The sequence below is a fragment of the Pseudoalteromonas sp. NZS127_1 genome, assembly GCF_015864295.1.
Lineage (GTDB): Bacteria > Pseudomonadota > Gammaproteobacteria > Enterobacterales > Alteromonadaceae > Pseudoalteromonas > Pseudoalteromonas arctica.
This window is the reverse complement of the sequence record NZ_JADYXO010000007.1, coordinates 107434-125677: the sequence shown is the minus strand read 5'-3', so window position 1 is coordinate 125677 and position 18244 is coordinate 107434. Positions and strand designations below refer to the sequence as shown.

13 protein-coding genes are annotated in these 18244 nt (G+C 37.3%); 8 read left to right on the top strand and 5 right to left on the bottom strand.

Annotated elements, in window-relative coordinates; genetic code table 11:
* Position 1 precedes the first annotated feature (1 nt).
* Both I6F50_RS08865 and I6F50_RS08860 read right to left on the bottom strand, forming a co-directional pair.
* Positions 2-2092, bottom strand: coding sequence for a bifunctional diguanylate cyclase/phosphodiesterase (locus I6F50_RS08865; protein WP_197175971.1), 2091 nt, complete (start codon positions 2090-2092; stop codon positions 2-4).
* 180 nt (positions 2093-2272) lie between these two features.
* Positions 2273-4060 (bottom strand): M61 family metallopeptidase, encoded by a 1788-nt coding sequence (locus I6F50_RS08860; protein WP_197175969.1) that lies wholly within the window; start codon positions 4058-4060, stop codon positions 2273-2275.
* 204 nt (positions 4061-4264) lie between these two features.
* On the opposite strand from I6F50_RS08860, the gene I6F50_RS08855 reads away from it, so the two are divergent.
* The 6 genes from I6F50_RS08855 to I6F50_RS08830 all read left to right on the top strand — a co-directional run bounded on the left by I6F50_RS08855 (position 4265) and on the right by I6F50_RS08830 (position 11360).
* On the top strand, positions 4265-5800 hold the full coding sequence (locus I6F50_RS08855; protein ID WP_165728000.1) for a GGDEF domain-containing protein: 1536 nt from the start codon (positions 4265-4267) through the stop codon (positions 5798-5800).
* 65 nt (positions 5801-5865) lie between these two features.
* Positions 5866-7209 (top strand): nucleotide 5'-monophosphate nucleosidase PpnN, encoded by a 1344-nt coding sequence (gene ppnN, locus I6F50_RS08850; protein ID WP_007580678.1) that lies wholly within the window; start codon positions 5866-5868, stop codon positions 7207-7209.
* A 10-nt stretch (positions 7210-7219) separates the two neighbouring features.
* Positions 7220-7993: a flap endonuclease Xni gene (xni, locus tag I6F50_RS08845; RefSeq protein ID WP_007580680.1), complete on the top strand. Its 774-nt coding sequence runs from the start codon at positions 7220-7222 to the stop codon at positions 7991-7993.
* Between the two features lie 69 nt (positions 7994-8062).
* Positions 8063-8446: a DUF3192 domain-containing protein gene (locus I6F50_RS08840; protein ID WP_024591078.1), complete on the top strand. Its 384-nt coding sequence runs from the start codon at positions 8063-8065 to the stop codon at positions 8444-8446.
* An 11-nt stretch (positions 8447-8457) separates the two neighbouring features.
* Positions 8458-10146: a hypothetical protein gene (locus I6F50_RS08835; protein ID WP_197175968.1), complete on the top strand. Its 1689-nt coding sequence runs from the start codon at positions 8458-8460 to the stop codon at positions 10144-10146.
* A 206-nt stretch (positions 10147-10352) separates the two neighbouring features.
* A complete protein-coding gene (locus I6F50_RS08830; protein WP_007580684.1) occupies positions 10353-11360 on the top strand; it encodes an isocitrate dehydrogenase in 1008 nt (335 codons plus the stop codon).
* A gap of 57 nt (positions 11361-11417) precedes the next feature.
* Here I6F50_RS08830 and I6F50_RS08825 read toward each other — a convergent pair whose 3' ends face one another.
* Positions 11418-14414 (bottom strand): immune inhibitor A domain-containing protein, encoded by a 2997-nt coding sequence (locus tag I6F50_RS08825; protein ID WP_197175967.1) that lies wholly within the window; start codon positions 14412-14414, stop codon positions 11418-11420.
* A gap of 489 nt (positions 14415-14903) precedes the next feature.
* On the opposite strand from I6F50_RS08825, the gene I6F50_RS08820 reads away from it, so the two are divergent.
* Both I6F50_RS08820 and ilvN read left to right on the top strand, forming a co-directional pair.
* The gene (locus tag I6F50_RS08820; RefSeq protein ID WP_197139392.1) at positions 14904-16628 is read left to right on the top strand and encodes an acetolactate synthase 3 large subunit; all 1725 of its coding nucleotides are present in this window, start codon (positions 14904-14906) and stop codon (positions 16626-16628) included.
* Positions 16628-17125: an acetolactate synthase small subunit gene (ilvN, locus tag I6F50_RS08815; RefSeq protein ID WP_007580691.1), complete on the top strand. Its 498-nt coding sequence runs from the start codon at positions 16628-16630 to the stop codon at positions 17123-17125. The genes I6F50_RS08820 and ilvN overlap by 1 nt, the downstream gene beginning before the upstream one ends.
* Before the next feature lie 92 nt (positions 17126-17217).
* On the opposite strand, the gene I6F50_RS08810 is transcribed toward ilvN, so the two are convergent.
* Together I6F50_RS08810 and I6F50_RS08805 are read right to left on the bottom strand one after the other, a co-directional pair.
* Positions 17218-17493, bottom strand: coding sequence for an HU family DNA-binding protein (locus I6F50_RS08810; RefSeq protein ID WP_002962474.1), 276 nt, complete (start codon positions 17491-17493; stop codon positions 17218-17220).
* Between the two features lie 210 nt (positions 17494-17703).
* Positions 17704-18243: a DUF3833 domain-containing protein gene (locus tag I6F50_RS08805; RefSeq protein ID WP_024592211.1), complete on the bottom strand. Its 540-nt coding sequence runs from the start codon at positions 18241-18243 to the stop codon at positions 17704-17706.
* Between the last annotated feature and the right edge of the window lies 1 nt (position 18244).

Genomic DNA, 18244 nt, shown 5'->3' with positions numbered 1-18244 from the left:
TTTACTTTTTATCAAAATTTATCGATAAATCAAGGAACTGTTTTGCTGGTATTGGTTTACTAAAATAGAAGCCTTGCATAAAATCACAACCCAATTCGTTCAATAATGTATGCTGCTCTTTTGTTTCTACACCTTCGGCTACCACTGTCAGTCCTAAGCTGTGCGACATGGCAATAATTGCCTTTACGAGATTACGGTCTTCATTGTTTAGTACAATACCATCAATAAAACTTCTATCTATTTTAAGTACATTAAAAGGGTATTCTCTCAAATAACTTAATGATGAATAACCTGTACCAAAGTCATCCATTGATAAGTTAATGCCTAATGCAGTAATTTCAGTCAGTATATCAACAACATTAGTGTGGCAACTCATCAATACACCTTCAGTTATTTCAAGCTCTAAACTTTCGGGGTTTACGTTTGCTTCACTCAATGAGTTTTGAATAAAACTGAGCAGCCCTACGTCTCTAAATTGGCGAGGAGATAAGTTAACAGCCATTGTATATTTTTGTTGGCGTTTACAGGTACTTTGCCATGTGTTTAAAAAGTGTAATGCTTGGCTAATTACAAACTTGCCAATAGGTACAATTAATCCTGTATTTTCGGCAATAGGTATAAACTCATCGGGTGTTACATTACCTAGCACAGGGTTATGCCAGCGTAATAACGCTTCTGCACCAATGATGTGTTTATTTTTGGCGTCAAATTGGGGCTGGTAGAATAACTCAAATTCATTACGCTCAAGGGCGCCACGCATCTGCTCTTCTATTACGAGTCGGCGCTGAATAATTACGTTCATCTTTTTAGTAAAAAATGAATAAGTATTACGACCATATGATTTTGCTTGATACATTGCAGTGTCAGCATTTCGTAATAAATCAGCAACGGTTGTGCCATTTTCTGGGTATATGGCTACACCAATACTCGCTGTTAGTATGTGTTCCCGACCCTCAATTTTAAAAGGGGCTCTAAAGTTATTGACCAGTTTTTCAGTAATTTTTAGCGCTGCATGGTGATCAGTTATACCTCGTAGTAATACGATAAACTCATCTCCACCTAGGCGCCCTACCGTGTCGTCTTTTCGCAGTGCCTCTTGTAGCCTTTGCGCTGATTCAATTAAAAGTTTGTCTCCTGTTTCATGGCCTAAAGAATCATTTATTTTTTTAAAATCATCTAAATCCAAAAACAGTACTGCCGCTTTCTCGTTATTTCTTTGTGCTTCAATAAGTAATTGCGACAAACGATCAAGTGCTAAAAAACGATTTGGGAGTAAAGTTAGACTATCGTAATACGCTTGATGTCTAATTATTTCATCTGATTTATGCTGTTCTGTAATATCTCGAATAATAACCATTAACTGGTTATGTTCTGTTATTTTATTTATTCTTGCTTCAAAAAAAACGAGCCCATGGGGCAAAGCTAGCTCGTATTTGAAGCTCATCATCTGCTCTTTTTCTAATACAAGGCTGATATAGGTTTCAAATTTTTTGGCTACATCTTGAGGGAGTACATCACCCATTTTTTTACCAATAAATTGCTTTGGCTTGGTGTAGAGATCGGTCTCATTACTGGCATGATACTCAATAATAGTTCCATCGTTTTCCATCAAGAAAAATAAGTCAGGAATTGCTCCAAAAATAGTTTTTAGCATATGCTCATTAAATGACGCATCTGCTTGTGCCTTTTTAACCTCAGATAAATCAATATCAATACAGTACATTTGTTTTGTATTATATTGATTTGTAAACATAACATGGCTGGAAAAAACCGATACATTGTTTCCATCTTTGTCTTGTAAGATAATTTCAGATGCTGGAATTTCTATATCGTTTTTTACCCATTCACTATGTGCGTTAATAACTAATTCACACATTGGCTCTGGAATTATAAGGTCTTCTATTTTTTGTCCTATGGCTTCTTCTTTGGTATATCCATAAAGTCGCTCACTGCCTTCATTCCAATAAATAACACGACGTTCATTGTCATAACCTTGAACAGAAATAACATTTACCGCATCAAATAATTGATGCAAATAGTCGTTAATTACAAATTGATGGGTTAAGTTTGAAGTCGGGTTATCTAATTTCATTTTGAGGCTATATCCATAAATAATTTTATTTAATAATAGAGAAATACTAAATAATAATTAAATTTAATTTTAATATTAAATTTCCATGTACATTATATACGCCATTATACAAAACAAAAAAAGAGCCGAAGCTCTTTTTTAATAATTGTTAACTATATTTAAACGCTATAAAAACTGAATTTATTTTTTTGTCACATCATTTGGATGTTCCACGCCAATCCATGCTTTGAATAGTGCTTTTTGCTCAGGCGTTGCCTCTTTATCAGCAACTACTTTTTTAGGCTTATCAAAATCTTCTGATAATACTAATGTTAAGCTTTCAAGAGCATCGCGACGAAGATAGTCAATGGTTACTTTATCGCCTTTTTTAAACGTTTCTAAGCTGGTTTTTAAATCTTTACCTACGTGATGTTTGTTTATAGCGACAATTTTATCATCGGTAGTTAAACCTGCTTTCCACGCACTGCCACCACGGCGAACGTAACTTAACGTAAGTAACTCGCCGGTGTTTTTAGCGGTAGCATCAATGCTTGCAAGCGCTTTTGCTTTTTCAGGACGTTCAAATTTCAAGCCTACTTTAGTAAGTAAGTCGTCAAAGTTAATACTTGCAGGCGACTCAACATTTTCTTGCCACCAGCTTGAGTAATCACGCCCTGTTAAATCTTTTAAGATATTAAGTACATCTACATCTGTAAAACCAGCTGGCATTTTATGATTGTTATAAAGTGCTTTGTGTACGTCGCGATAGCTTATTTTACCTTGGCTTTTTTCTAGCAAGTCGATATCTAAAACTAATGAAAGTAACGAACCCTCAGAATAAATATTAGTGCTGTAGTTACGTGCATGATCGCCACCTTGGTTAATCCATTTATCAAAGCTTGTTTCGCTTGCGCTTTGCACTTCACGGCCCGGTGTTTGTAAATGACGATTAATGGTTTTACTCATCACTTTAAAAAATTCATCTGTGGTTTCAATACCAGAGCGAACCATTAAATGATCTTCAAAATAACTTGTTGAACCCTCTGCAATCCAAAGCAGTTTAGAGTAATTCATATTAGTGTAATCGTACGGCACTAAACCTTGAGGGCGGTATGCTTTAACATTCCACGTATGAACAAACTCATGCGCAGCGGTGCTAATAAAGGCTAGGTAATCTTCGCGGCTACCAAATCTATCGCGTGGACGTTGAATAATTGTTGAGTTTAAATGCTCTGTTGCACCACCAGCACCCGACGTAGCATGAACCATAAATACATAACGTTCATATGGATAGCCATCCCAAATTACATTACCAGTAGCAACTAATTTTTTAAGATCGGTAAGCATTTGCTCTACATCGTAGTTACCGTCGCCCCATATAACTAAATCGTATTCACGGCCATCTACTTCAAATGTGTGTAGTTGGTTAATACCCGTTTCGATTGGTGAATCAACAAGTATGTCGTAATCTGCTGCTTTAAATGAATTTTTGCCTTTTAAATTATCCATACCCGATACAGAGCGCCACTTTTTAGGCACTTCTAAATTAACGGTTACTGGCTCTTGGCGAAATGATTCACTAAACATAAAAAAGCCTGATGCATCTATAAATGCATGGCTGTCGTCAATGTGGCGAGCGCGCTTACCAAGCTCATTTGCATACACCTGGTAGTCAACATTAACTTCTGTTGGCTCATTAAGGTGTACACGCCATGTACTGTGATCAATTTTTTCCCATTTTAACTCTTTACCATCTTCATCTTTAGCTTTGAAGTAACGAATGCCATTGGCAAGGTTTAGCATTTCGTAGCGACCCGTTCGCCATGCAGGAAGTTTTATATCAAGATGTGCTTGCGCTGTTTTTGGAAACTCAACACTTACATCGCCTAAATGATGTTGTGGTTGCGAAATTTCTAAAGAATAATTTACATCGGCAAATACAGGTGCTGAACATGCAGCTAAAATAGATAGGGCTAATAACTTTTTCATAGAAACTCTTAGTGGAAACTTAATTGCCTGCAAGACTAGCAAGCCCCTATTTAAAAGTGAATTAAATACGACAAATTGCCCCGTATACGAGTTTATACGTAGTAGCTTATTAAAATTTCTAAGTTTTTTACTAGATAACTACACATAATAAAAATTTGTTGTAAACTGAAGATAATAAAATTAATTTGATGGCGGTACGCTTAGGTGTCTGAAAGATCTAATCCAACAGATAAAAAACTCAAACAAGCAATTGATGCTCGTATGGCTATTGAGAGTGCACGCAAACATCAAGTGGATATTTTGTGCGACTTTGCAGCTAAACTTTCGCTAAGCTGTAAAGGGCTTGATATTGAGTTAGATAATCGCCTTGCTAAATTTAGAAGTGCACTCAATAAAGGTATGAGCTTTGAAGACCTCTCCCCCCTTGTTAGTGAAACTTTGATATTACTTAAAAATCAAGAATCGATTCAGCAAGCTCAGCAACGTGATTTATTCAACAGTGTACAAAATGCAGGTAAACAGTTACAAAAAACTAAAGGTTTACCTGACGATACTCGCAGAGCCCTGAGAAATTTACTCGATCAAGAGATTAATAACGTTCAGTCAACCCATGGTTATATTCCGCTACTTGATCAACTTATTCTCTTTTATCATGAAGCATTACTAACTAAGCAAGACCCTCAAGCCGATAATCAGCGCCCTGTAAAACAGGCTCGTGCAAAAAAACTACTTGAGCTAGCTAACGAACTTATACTTGAAGAAGAAGCTACACTACAAATTAATAGTATAAAAAATAATATTACAGAAAGTGACACAATCGATGCATTACTCGATGTTGCGATTAACATAATTGAAGTCGTAGTAAAAAACATTAGCAAAGAGCGTAAATCTGCACAAAGCTTTTTAGTTTCATTAAATCAAACCCTCGAAGATCTACATAATTCTATTGTCTCTACTAGTAGACACTCAGAATCGATGAGTATTGAGTTTGATTCGTTAAATAAAAGCATTGAACTAAAAATAAAAAACCTCAACGAACAAACACAAAAAGCAACGTCAATCTCATCTTTAAAAGAACTTGTAGATAACGAATTAAAATCACTAAGCGAAGATTTTCTAGCAAAAGAAAAGTTAGAACGAAAAGACAGAGAAATGCTTAGCACTAGCTTTAGTGAAATAAACAAACGAATTATTACTTTAGAAGATAAGTTAACAACGTATAAAAAACGCTTAAACGAACAGCGCTTTAAAAGTTTACTTGATGGGCTTACAAAACTGCCTAACCGAGCTGCATTTGATGAACGTTACAATCACGAAATGCATTTGTTTAATGTGCAGCCATCAGATGTTACGCTTGCGGTTATTGATGTTGACCACTTTAAATCTATCAATGATAGATTTGGCCATACCGCAGGTGACATTACCTTACAGGTTATATCAAAAGCGTTGCAAAAATCGGTAAGAAAGTCCGATTTTATAGCGCGTTACGGCGGTGAAGAATTTGTATTGTTAATGCCAGGTGTGTCGCTTGAAAACGCAACATTACCTCTGGATAAAGTAAGAAAGGTAATTAAAAATATACCTTTTAAATTTAGAGAAAAACAAATTGAGATCACTATTTCGGTAGGTGCAACTCAGTTTAAAAAAGGCGATACTCTGTTAAAGGCATTTGATCGAGCAGATGATGCTCTTTACGAGGCCAAAAATTCAGGACGAGATAGACTTTGTACCAGTAAATAATGTCATAGCCATTATAAATTTTATGACAAGTAGTTTTTTACGATTTAGCAGTAAGGAGAACGTCTATGTTAATACAGTTAAACCCAACTGGGGTTTTAGATTTACTGTCGCAATTAGAAGTTGATTTATTAGAGCAATCTTCTGCTAGTGAGCGTTATAAGTTATTTAGAAACTGCGTACTAGCAGTGCTTAATGTAGGTAGCCATACCGACGAAAGTAGCGATATATACGACAAATACAAAGATTTTGATATTCGTTTAGTAAGCCGCGAACGAGGCATTAAAATTGAGCTTGAAAACCCACCCGAAACCGCATTTGTTGATGGCGAAATAATTACCGGAATTCACGAGCATATATTTTCTGTTATTCGCGATATTTTGTTTATTTGTCAAAAATACGAAAAAGATTTAAAAGAGCAAAAAGCCATTACTCATATGGTATTCGATATGCTCAGAAATGCCGGTGCTTTGCGTGTTAATAGCGAGCCAAGTATGGTTGTTTGCTGGGGCGGACACTCAATAAACGAAGTTGAATATAAATACACAAAACAAGTGGGTTACGAGCTTGGCTTACGTGGATTAAATATTTGTACTGGTTGTGGCCCTGGTGCCATGAAAGGCCCAATGAAAGGTGCCACTATTGGCCATGCAAAACAGCGCAATACCAATAACCGTTACTTAGGCCTAACAGAGCCAAGCATTATTGCTGCAGAGCCACCAAACCCTATTGTTAACGAATTAGTTATTTTACCTGACATTGAAAAGCGCCTTGAAGCTTTTATAAGAACAGCTCACGCTATTATCATTTTTCCTGGTGGCGCAGGTACTGCTGAAGAATTGCTATATTTATTAGGCATATTACTTCATCCAGATAACACCAAACAATGTTTGCCTGTGATTTTAACTGGCCCTAAAGAAAGTGAAGCGTACTTTAAAGAGCTGTGTGAATTTGTTGAAATGACGCTTGGTAAAGAAGCATTAGATAAGTTTGAAGTTATTATTGATAATCCTGAGTTAGTTGGACAAAAGCTAAGATCGGCTATGGCCAATGTTCGTGATTACCGTAAAAGTGAAGGCGATGCCTACTACTTTAACTGGACGTTAAAAATCGATAACGATTTTCAACAACCTTTTGCCCCAACACACGAAAATATGGCAAGTCTTGATTTACATCTTGATCAACCAAAGCAGTTATTAGCGGCTAATTTACGCAGAGCTTTTTCAGGTATTGTAGCTGGAAATGTAAAAGACGAAGGCGTTAAAGCCATTAAGCAAAACGGTCCATACATTTTAAGTGGCGAGCCTGCCCTTATGGAAAATATGGATACGTTATTACAAGCATTTGTTGATCAAGGCCGTATGAAACTCCCTGGCAGCAAATATATTCCGTGTTACAAAATAAAAGCATGAGTTTTATAGTTTGAAACCCCATTTACTTCTTATTGATGCGCTTAATTTAATTAGGCGCATTTACGCCGTTGACGCTAATCAAAAACATCACAGTGATGAGCAAATGATACAAACGTGCTGTGCACGTGTAGCTCATGCGTGCAAAAAGCTTTTAGATACAAGCAATGCAACCCATGCGATTGCGGTATTTGATGGTGACAAAAGCTGGCGTTATCATTTTTATAAAGACTACAAACACTCCCGTGCCCCAATGCCTCAAGTGCTAAAAGATGCCTTAGAGCACTTTAAAACCGCAATAGAAGAAACCGGTATTGTTGTATTTGAGCCTATTAACGATGAAGCCGATGACATTATTGCAACGCTTGCATTTAAGGCATCAAATAATCAAATAGCTAATACTGTTGTCTCTACTGATAAAGGCTTTTTACCCTACTTAGGCCCCTACATTACAGTTTATGATTACTTTAAAAAACTCTATTTAGATGAGACAAGTATAAAAGAGCGTTTTGGTGTTGAGCAAAATAAGCTCGTTGATTTTTGGGCATTAGCGGGCGATAAAACAAATGATATTCCGGGAGTAAAAGGAATAGGCACTAAGTCTGCGCAGCAAATAGTTAATAACTATAATTCAATTGAGCATGCGGCCGAAGATGAGTCTCTAAGCCCGAGTATTAAAGCAAAGTTAGCCGCTAATATGGATATGTACGTAATCTCAAAGCACTTGGTTAGTTTACGCACCGATATAAATTTAGGCTTTAGTTTAAAGCAGTTAAGACTTAATTAGTCGCAAGTTAATAGCCTCTAAACATTACAAAACGTATACTATTATTAGTTACCGGAGTCAGAGTAAACCATATTGAAAAAATTTATCCGATATTTAATCTTAGGTTTAGGGCTATATGCACTGATAGCAGCGTTGGTGATCACCTTTTATAAAGACGATCCTCAGGCTATGATCTGGCAAGACCGAGAAGCTTTTAATAAACGTTATATCGAAAAACTATCACTTGAGCAGCCAACAACACTAAATACTGTGCTTGATTATTTAGGCAGCCCCGACCTTACTTATGCCAAACGAGATGGTGAACAGGTATTTCAGATAGTTTTTTACCGTACACAGCATAAAACATCTGACGGTATAACCACTATGGATGAATGTACTGGGTTATTATTTAAAAATGGGCAGCTATTTTTATGGGGTCCTAGTGCATATAATAAATATCAAGAACAAAATTAGGTGAAGGTTTAATGGATGAAGCTGTTTCAACTACTTTAGAGCAGCTGCTTAATAATACGCAGCTGTTTTTAAGCTATTATAACAATAAACAAAAATGGACAGCCTTATACCCCATGGCAAGTAAGCTAGCTGAGCAATATAGAGTGCTCTATAGTGAACAGCCATTCGCATTACAAGCTCGTTTAACACTTTATAATCCTAATTATTCTTATGCCACCAACTTAGTTGTTAGTCAAAGTGTAATAACCGCTGCACTTTGTAAATCTCAACACTATAACAATGCCCTAAGCGAGCTATACATAGCGGCTTCACTCATTGAGCATTTATGTGTTGGGGCGCAATTAAACAAGCTCTGTGAGCAAACACCTTTTCAAGACTCTGATAAAAACATATGGAAAATGCGTCATCAGTTAGCTGCTAAAGTAATGTTATCCAGTGGCGATTCTGCCAAACCCGTTACGCAATTATTAGCTAAGTTAAGTAAATATAAACAAGCATTGGTAAGTGCTCCTAAAATAATGCTTTACGATGGGGGCATAACACTAATTGCTTTAGCAAATATTATTAGTATGAACATTACTAGTAATACGGCTAATAAACACATGAGTTTATTTAAAGCACTTACTGACTTGTATATTCGCACACCAAATTTGTTTGCACTGCAGCTAATCAAATCACTTATAGCCCATTTGGGGCCACTATTACCGGGAAGCCGCGTTTTTTATGCCGAGCAAACAATGATTTATTTAGCGACTGATGCGCAGCAAAAACATATTTTAATTAGTAACACTAATCCAAATAAATTAGCTTGGTTTAGCGTTAAAGCAACCCTTAACGACAACCCAAAACAATGGCATTGCGCTGATAAAACCATTAGCTTCAAAGTGTTTAACAGTGAACATGTTAAGTCAAAAAGTGTGGTTGGCGTTGATAAAGCACAGTCTTTACTTGAACTAATAAGTAATATTAAGTCACAGCACGAATATAGCTATAAAGGGCTAAGCCAGCTAATGGCGGCTCACCCTCAGGTAGTTGCTAATTTATGTGAGGCAGTAAAACCTTATAATAAGGAGCATCAGGCCGCTAAAGACTTAAAGCATAGTTTATCGATGGTCGGTTATTATAATGCACCTGCGATAATTCAAAGAGTTGTTTTTGAGCAATTAGTTAATGTTACCCCACACCCTCTACAAGCCTACGTTACTAACAGATTAAATGGTTTAGTGAAAATAATGGCCTTATTAGTCAGTAAAAATAAACACGACCAGTTTGAACACATTACATTACCTTTATATGCTTATGCTCATTTTTTATTAACGCAATGCAGTACACAGCTTTCTCGTAAAACGCTGATTGACGACACACCAAATAAAACATTGAGTGCCCCTATTTGCTCATTTTTTGGAGTAGATTCAATTAATAACGAGCAACTAACGCAACAGCTTACTCATTTATTAAGTGACAACCCATGGACAACGGCACTTTTAGAAGCAGAGCAAACACCTAAAAAACACTTAACTGATTCTCATAAACTCTGGATCACACTTAAAATTGTTGCCCAGAGTGTTTTTAAACCAGAACTTGCGCTAACAGCGTGGCAACTGCAAACATTAAACGAACAACTGAAAATACTAAATTGGCAAAACCCAACTGATTTTAATCAAAAATTAGAATCTCTCGCGTTATTTAATTGTATTTAATTTATGGAAACCTATTTAACGTCTTCATACCCATTATAACTTTGGTGTATACCCAGTATTTCTTGTATAAACTAGCAAAATGGGTGATAAGTTGATATAAATGCGCCCTTAAATTTTCAAGCACGTTCACATAAATGATCTAACAAGCGATTACTCTCTCAGGGTAATAATTTATGTGCAAATCAAACTCTTTAAAGGAAAAGTCAATGGCCAAACAAACCATCACAGTGATCAAAGGCGACGGCATCGGTCCGAGCATTATCGACTCAGCACTTGAAATATTAAAAGCCGCAGGTTGCGACTTTGATTATGAATTTGTTGATGCTGGCCTAGCTGCACTTGAAAAAACAGGTGAGTTACTTCCACAAGACACGGTTGATACAATAGCTAGAAACAAAATCACTCTTAAAGGCCCATTAACAACGCCTGTAGGTGAAGGTTTTACGTCTATTAACGTAACACTTCGTAAGCAATTTGGTTTATACGCTAACGTACGCCCTGTTAAATCATTTGTTGGCACTAAAGCGCGTTACGACGATATTGATATCATTACTATTCGTGAAAATACGCAAGGTATGTACTCAGGTGCAGGCCAAATAGTAAGTGAAGACGGTAATGAAGCAGAAGCAAAATCGATAATTACGCGTGAAGGCGCAGAAAAAATCGTAACTTTTGCATATGAGCTAGCGGTACGTGAAGGTCGTAAAAAAGTAACTGCTGTTCATAAAGCTAACATTTTAAAATCAACATCTGGTTTGTTTTTAAAAGTAGCACGTGAAGTAGCTGAGCGTTACCCACAAATTGAATCAAATGAAATGATTGTTGATGCAACGTGTATGAAACTGGTAATGACACCTGAAGAGTTTGACGTAATTGTTACGACTAACTTATTTGGTGATATTTTATCTGACCTTTGTGCTGGTTTAGTTGGCGGTTTAGGTATGGCTCCAGGTGCTAACATTGGTGAAGACGCTGCAATTTTTGAAGCTGTACACGGTAGTGCACCAGATATTGCTGGCAAAAACCTAGCTAACCCAACATCTGTAATTTTAGCGTCTATCCAAATGCTTGAGCATTTAGATATGGGCGATACAGCAGAGCGTATTCGTAGTGCTGTTGCTGATGTAATTAAATCAGGCGACCGTACAACTCGCGATTTAGGCGGCAGCCACGGTACAACTGATTTCACTCAATCAGTAATTGACCGTTTATAATTAATATTTGTTATTAATTTAAATAGCCCGCTAATTTAGCGGGCTTTTTTTTATTTGCTAGCTGCGCTTTATCCTAGGTAAGCATAAAAGTAATAACACTAATAAACCTGCCAATGATCCGCCACTTGAACCCGAACTACTTTGTTGCTTTTGCACTGTAAGAGATAACTCTTTAGTAAAAGTATCATTTGTTTGAGTATCAGTAACATTCAACGTTACACTAAATGCACCGCCAGTCTGATAAGTATGCCTTGGGTTTTGTAAGTTTGATACCGCACTGCCATCACCAAAATCCCAACTGTAAGTATAACTATTAAAGCCGCCAGTTACTTGCGCATTAAATTGAGCGCTTAAATCATTTACTGTAACGTTTGCGTCTATGCTAAGCGGAACAGTTGCCGTTACATCAACCGCTTTAGTTTGCTCCGTGCCTTCGTTATCTGTCACTGTAAGCGTTACTTGGTAATCACCAGAGTATAAATAATTATAAGTAAGCGATTGCGTCGTTAAAGTACTTCCATCCCCTAGCTGCCAATTATAGGTATACGGTGCGACTCCACCTGTAAACGAAGCTTGAGCTGTTAATATTCCTTGGTTTATTTCATATTCAATTTCATTTACAGATAATGGCCCAACTAATGTAACTTGAGCTATAGCTACTTGCTGTGAAGTATCATTACTTGCCATAAACTCAACGCTATAGGTGCCATAGTCTTGATATTCATGAGTAGGCGTTAACTCTGTGCTTGAGCTACCATCGTCAAAACTCCACGTGAATTTATCCGCAGGCGTGAGTGCAAAACCTTCTACATTAAAATTAACGATTAAACCTGTTTTGGTAAAATTAATACCTTTAGTAACATCGTAATTAAGCTCTACTTCTATATCTTCACTATCAGCTGACTGGCTTATAATATTAAACCCAAAGCCAACCTGTGGGAGGGCAACGCCCGATGACTGTTGCGCTGAAAAGCTATAGTCGGTTTTATCAGTAAACTCTGTAATAGCAGATAAATCATCATCACCTAATCCAGCTCGCTGTGGATATAAACTAAAAGCAGCATCACGAATTTGAATTGCTGAAGCAGCCGGAGTTTGCGTACTGCCTTTATTTATCGAGCGCTGATCAGCATCTACCACTAATGCAAAACCACTACCTGGATGCTCTGTCGTGTTGTTATCTGCTTGAGATTCATTGCTATACCACAATAATAATCCCGGTGAGTACTGCTCTGCTTGCAAACTACTGTCAACGCCTGTGTATGAACGCAATTGTAAATAGTAATGTGATGGCGATGCATATGTGTAACTACCTATTTTTTCAAAGCCATTAAACTCGGTGTTAATTTGATCTTGTGCATTATTTTGCCAAATTAAAGTATCACTTTGCACAATACGCATATCATCCACAACAAAACCATAATAATGTGTGTTCGCATCTGTTATGTATTCAATTTTTAGATCAATGATTTGCCCAGCATAAGCTGATAAATCAAACTTATGAGTTAAATAGCCGTTAGGTTGCTTAGCATCACTATTAAAAAATGAATCACCTGATATATACGGACCAATGTCACCATAGTATGGGTTAATTGCTTGCGTATAATTACTAGCAATAGGCTCCCCATTTACTTTTACCTGTACTAAATCATAGTCGCGCTCAATACTGTAATAAGCAATAAAGCTTAAAGTAAGTGCCTCAGTTGTGTTTGGTAGCGTTACTGTATTAACTAAGCTGTTACTAACATTGTCGCCCGTATTTGAATAGTATTGAAAATCGCCTTCTACTGGCGTTTTAAATTTTTCGAGTCGAGATGGCAGTGTTATTTTTATTTGGCTTTGTAGTTGTGAAGTACTCGCAGTATTAATTAATGTTTGCTGTGCGTTAGCATCTATCTCATCCATATCAAGCGTGAGCTGATTAACCCAATTACCCTGGTATCGATTTTGTAAATATTCAAGCGCATAAGGGCTAAACATAACAGGCTCTGAGCCTCGTGGAGAACCTGCCCAACTTCCTGTCGACATAACTGACCAAGACGCGACAGGCTCACCTACCGTGTTAGATTGTAAGTCGTATTCATCTAATAATCCCAAGTCATGCCCAAACTCATGTACCACCACGCCAATCCCAGCATCAATTGGATTAATTGTATAACCAAAGAGCTTTATATTGCTGCCTGCAATCTCGCTCGGCCCGCTACTTTCATCAAATACATAGTAGCGGTGCGACCAAATAGCGTCGGTGCTTAGGTAGCCACCACCCGCTTCCTCGCCAATACTTGAATGAAAAATCATTACATGGTCAATAATGCCATTGGGTTCGTTAATAATTCCATCGCCATCAATATCATCTAAATCGGTTAAATCATAATCGGCTAAATTAATATTAAATTGTGCAACGGCTTTTTCTACCGCTTCTTTGACTAAAGCGGGCGCATTTTTATCACGCGTACTGCCTTGGCGTTCACCATATGTTTTTGCATTACTATCAGCGGTTACCCAGCCATATACTTGCCCGTTAAAGTTTAAGCTATTACCAGACGCTGCTTTATAATAATCTGCAGCCGTTGATAAGCTTTGTCCATCAGGGCCCGCATAACCTTGAGTATTAAAAAGCATTTGCTGATAGTGTTCAGTTGAATAATCAGCGTAAAACATGTCGGTGTCTTGCTGTACAAGTCGATCATCGTCATGTTTGAGGTCAGGAAAATCAATTAAGATAGCTAACACTTTTACATCATTAACGCTTTGATCAGGCACTAGCGACGTTGAAAAAGCGGCTTGTTTTTTATTTGTGTTTGAAAAATCCGTAGAGGAAGATTTAAATCGCCTAAAGCCATTTTTAATTGAGTGATTGGCAACTTCTTTGTTACTCATATATGACTTAAATGAACTATCTAACTCACTAGAGGATATTTGGTCTCTTTTTTTAAGCCAATATAAAATACGTTCTTCGTTAGTTATACCAACATCATGCGGGCTTAAATTATTAGCCGCTACTATAGGGCTTAATAGCGTAGTTAAAAGCGCAATTAACGTCACTTTTTTCACTGTGTTTTCCTCAAACATAATTATGTAGTAATCATACCTAATAATAGAAATTTAAACATGCGATAAAAACATATAGTTAACATGTGCAATAAAAGTTAATGGTCTTTCACACTCTTTTATAACTAAAATCAAACACACAACCTAAAACGCATAATTTCTGCTAGTTAACTCAGTTAAATACAGTATTTCTGCAGATTTAAATTAAAAAAAGCTACAAAACGAATTTAAAATGCAAAAAACCACTTTCAAGGTTGACATAAGGGTTCAAAACCCTTAAAAATAAACCTATACAGAATTTTTAATTTAAAAGCAGTGTTTTGCTAAGTAGAGTAAAAACTATGAACACACAAATTAACCTTTTAGTCGTACTCGTACTGGTCTTAGTTATAAGCCCAGCGGGGATGTATTAAAAGGTGATACTGCTTTTTAAAAACCCTCGCACTACGCGGGGGTTTTTTTATGCATAAAAAAGCGCACAGAGGAATGAGGATGAGCAAACAAGAATATAATGGCTCTGAACTAGTAGTTCAGGCATTAAAAGAGTTAAAGGTAAAATACATATTTGGCTACCCCGGTGGTTCGGTTTTAGACTTATATGATGCACTTTTTCAGCAAGATGATATTGAGCATATATTAGTACGTCATGAACAAGCTGCCACACATATGGCTGATGGTTATGCTCGTGCTACTGGAGACGTTGGTGTTGTACTTGCAACCTCAGGCCCTGGCGCTACAAACTGTATAACGGGTATTGCAACGGCCTACATGGATTCAATTCCTATGGTTGTATTGTCAGGCCAAGTGCCTACAAGTTTAATTGGTGACGATGCATTCCAAGAAACTGATATTGTTGGCTGTTCTCGCCCTATAGTTAAACACAGCTTTAACTGTAGAAGTGCTAAAGAAATCCCAACAATCTTAGCTAAAGCCTTTTATATAGCCAGTACAGGTCGTCCTGGACCTGTTGTAGTTGAGCTTCCTAAAGATATGCTTAACCCTGCTATTAAGTTTGAATACGAATTTCCTAAAACAACAGAGCTAAGAACATACAGCCCTAATACTAAAGGGCATTCAAAACAAATTCGTAAAGCGGTAACAACTATTTTAGAAGCCAAAAAACTGGTTATCTACTCTGGCGGTGGTATTGTTATTTCAAATACGTCAGAGCAATTAACGCATTTAGTTGAGTCGTTAAATGCGCCCATTACCAATACACTAATGGGGCTTGGCGGCATATCAGGTGTACATCCAAACTTTGTAGGTATGCTAGGCATGCACGGTACGCTTGAGGCTAACAAAGCAATGGCAAACGCCGATGTGATTTTAGCGCTTGGTGCTCGTTTTGATGATCGAGTAACTAATAACGTTAAAAAGTTTTGTCCAAATGCCACCATTGTCCATGTAGATGTAGATCCAACTTCAATTTCAAAAACAATCAAAGCGCACATACCGGTTGTAGGTTGCTTAGCAACAGTACTAGAACAACTACAAACGGGTATTGATAAAAGCCCAATTAAAATAGATCGAAGCGCGCAAGAAGATTGGTGGCGCCAAATTATCAGCTGGCGTGAACAAAAATGTTTAAGCTACAACACAGATGGCGACAAAATTAAGCCACAAGCCGTAATTGAAGCTGTTTATAAAGCCACTAATGGCGATGCTTACGTAAGTTCTGACGTTGGTCAGCACCAAATGTTTGCAGCGCAATATTACCCATTTAAGCATCCTCGTCAGTGGATAAATTCAGGCGGCCTAGGCACTATGGGCTTTGGCTTACCTGCAGCTATGGGCGTAAAGCTTGCTTTTCCTGATAAAGAGTCTGTATGTATTACAGGTGATGGCTCTATTCAAATGAACATTCAAGAGTTATCTACCTGTTTGCAGTACAACTTAGCGGTAAAAGTTGTATCCCTAAATAACCGTTCTTTAGGTATGGTACGCCAATGGCAAGACATGGTTTATGGCGGTCGTCATTCATCATCTTACATGGACTCACTGCCTGATTTTGTTAAGTTAGTTGAAAGCTACGGGCATGTAGGCATACAAGTAAACACACTTGATGAGTTACAACCTGCTATCGATAAAGCTATGAGCATAAACGATCGTTTAGTCTTTTTAGATATTCTTGTAGACGAGAAAGAACATGTATACCCAATGCAAATCAAGTTAGGTGGCATTGATGAGATGTGGTTACGTAAAGGAGTAAAAGCATAATGCGTCGTATTTTATCTATTCTATTGGAAAACGAACCAGGTGCACTGTCGCGTATTGTTGGGCTTTTTTCACAACGTGCATACAACATTGACAGCCTAACTGTTGGCACAACTGATGATCAGTCGTTATCACGTATTACCATTACCACCATGGGTGATGACAGAGTGGTTGAGCAGATCACAAAGCAAGTTAACAAATTAGTCGACGTGCTTAAAATTATCGATTTAACAGAAATGAGTCACATTGAGCGAGAGTTATTGCTTGTTAAGGTATTTGCTCAAGACGAGACGACTCGTGCAGCGGTTACCCGCGTAGTTGATGTGTTCCAGGGTGTTATTTTAGATATGGGCCGGCAAAGCTATAGCCTGCAACTAGTGAGCAGTACAGACAAAATAGAATCGTTTTTAGACACACTTCGCCATGAAACCGATATTATTGAAGTTGTACGTTCTGGTGCTGTTGGCATTGGCCGAGGCGATAAAGCCTTAAAAGCATAAATTTATAATATAAAGGCATCAATTGATGTCTTTATTAAACATAAAAAAAAAGAGCTAAATAGCTCTTTTTTTATTTTAATTCGTTAAACCTATTAAGGGTTTACTTGGTCTTTAAGACCTTTACCTGCTTTAAAGCTTGGGATAGTTGCCGCTGCGATTTGGATCTCAGCACCCGTTTGTGGGTTACGGCCAGTGCGAGCTGCACGTTCTTTTACTGAGAAAGTACCAAAACCAACTAATGCTACTGAATCACCTTCTTTTAAAGAAGAAGTTACAGCACCTGTAAACGCGTCAAGAGCACGAGTAGCAGCGGCTTTAGAGATTTCTGCATCAGTAGCAATTTTTTCAACTAATTGAGCTTTATTCATTGTTAGATTCCTATTCGTTATTATTTTGCCTTCGCAAAACCTATCTTTATGCATTTTTAAAGAGTTAGCAACAGCAAATTGCATTTTTTGCTTAAATTCTTAAAAAATGAGTAAAATTTAAATAATTCTCGGTAGAATACAGCGTGTTGGGTTAACAAAGACTTAATTTGAGTACAATTTTGGCGCAAGTTAAGCAACTGGGTAAATAAGCTATATTTTTTCGATAACTAAGGTCACTTCCCCGACCTCGACTCCAAACTTAACAATAGATGTGCGGTTTATCAAGCGCGATTGTGTAACCAGGTACATCCAATCGTCAAAATTCACTTCTAAAGTACTGCCATCGTATGGAAGCTCTACATCATAATTCCAATGAAATACGCTGCCGTCACTTTTGCCTTTTGCTGTACCTATAACATCAGCTGCTGTCCCCGTTAAACTATTGTCTTCATTTAACGTTATTTTCCAGATTCGCTTTTGGGTTTCGCCATCATCATAAATAAAGTCTTCTTCAATAACGCCCTGGTTACCGTCCCAAGTCGCATTCATATCTACGACAAGCTTTCGGGTCAATTCGCCTTTAAAGTCTTGTACAACACCATAGGCTTTCAAATTTCCGCTAAAAAACGTTTTAAAGTCGAAATTTGGCGATGTATTTTTATAATGTTCAACATTTGGTGCCGAACAGCTAATTAAAAGTAGAGCCGAGAGGCTCATAACAGCTGCTTTTAACGTGTTTAATATGTTCATA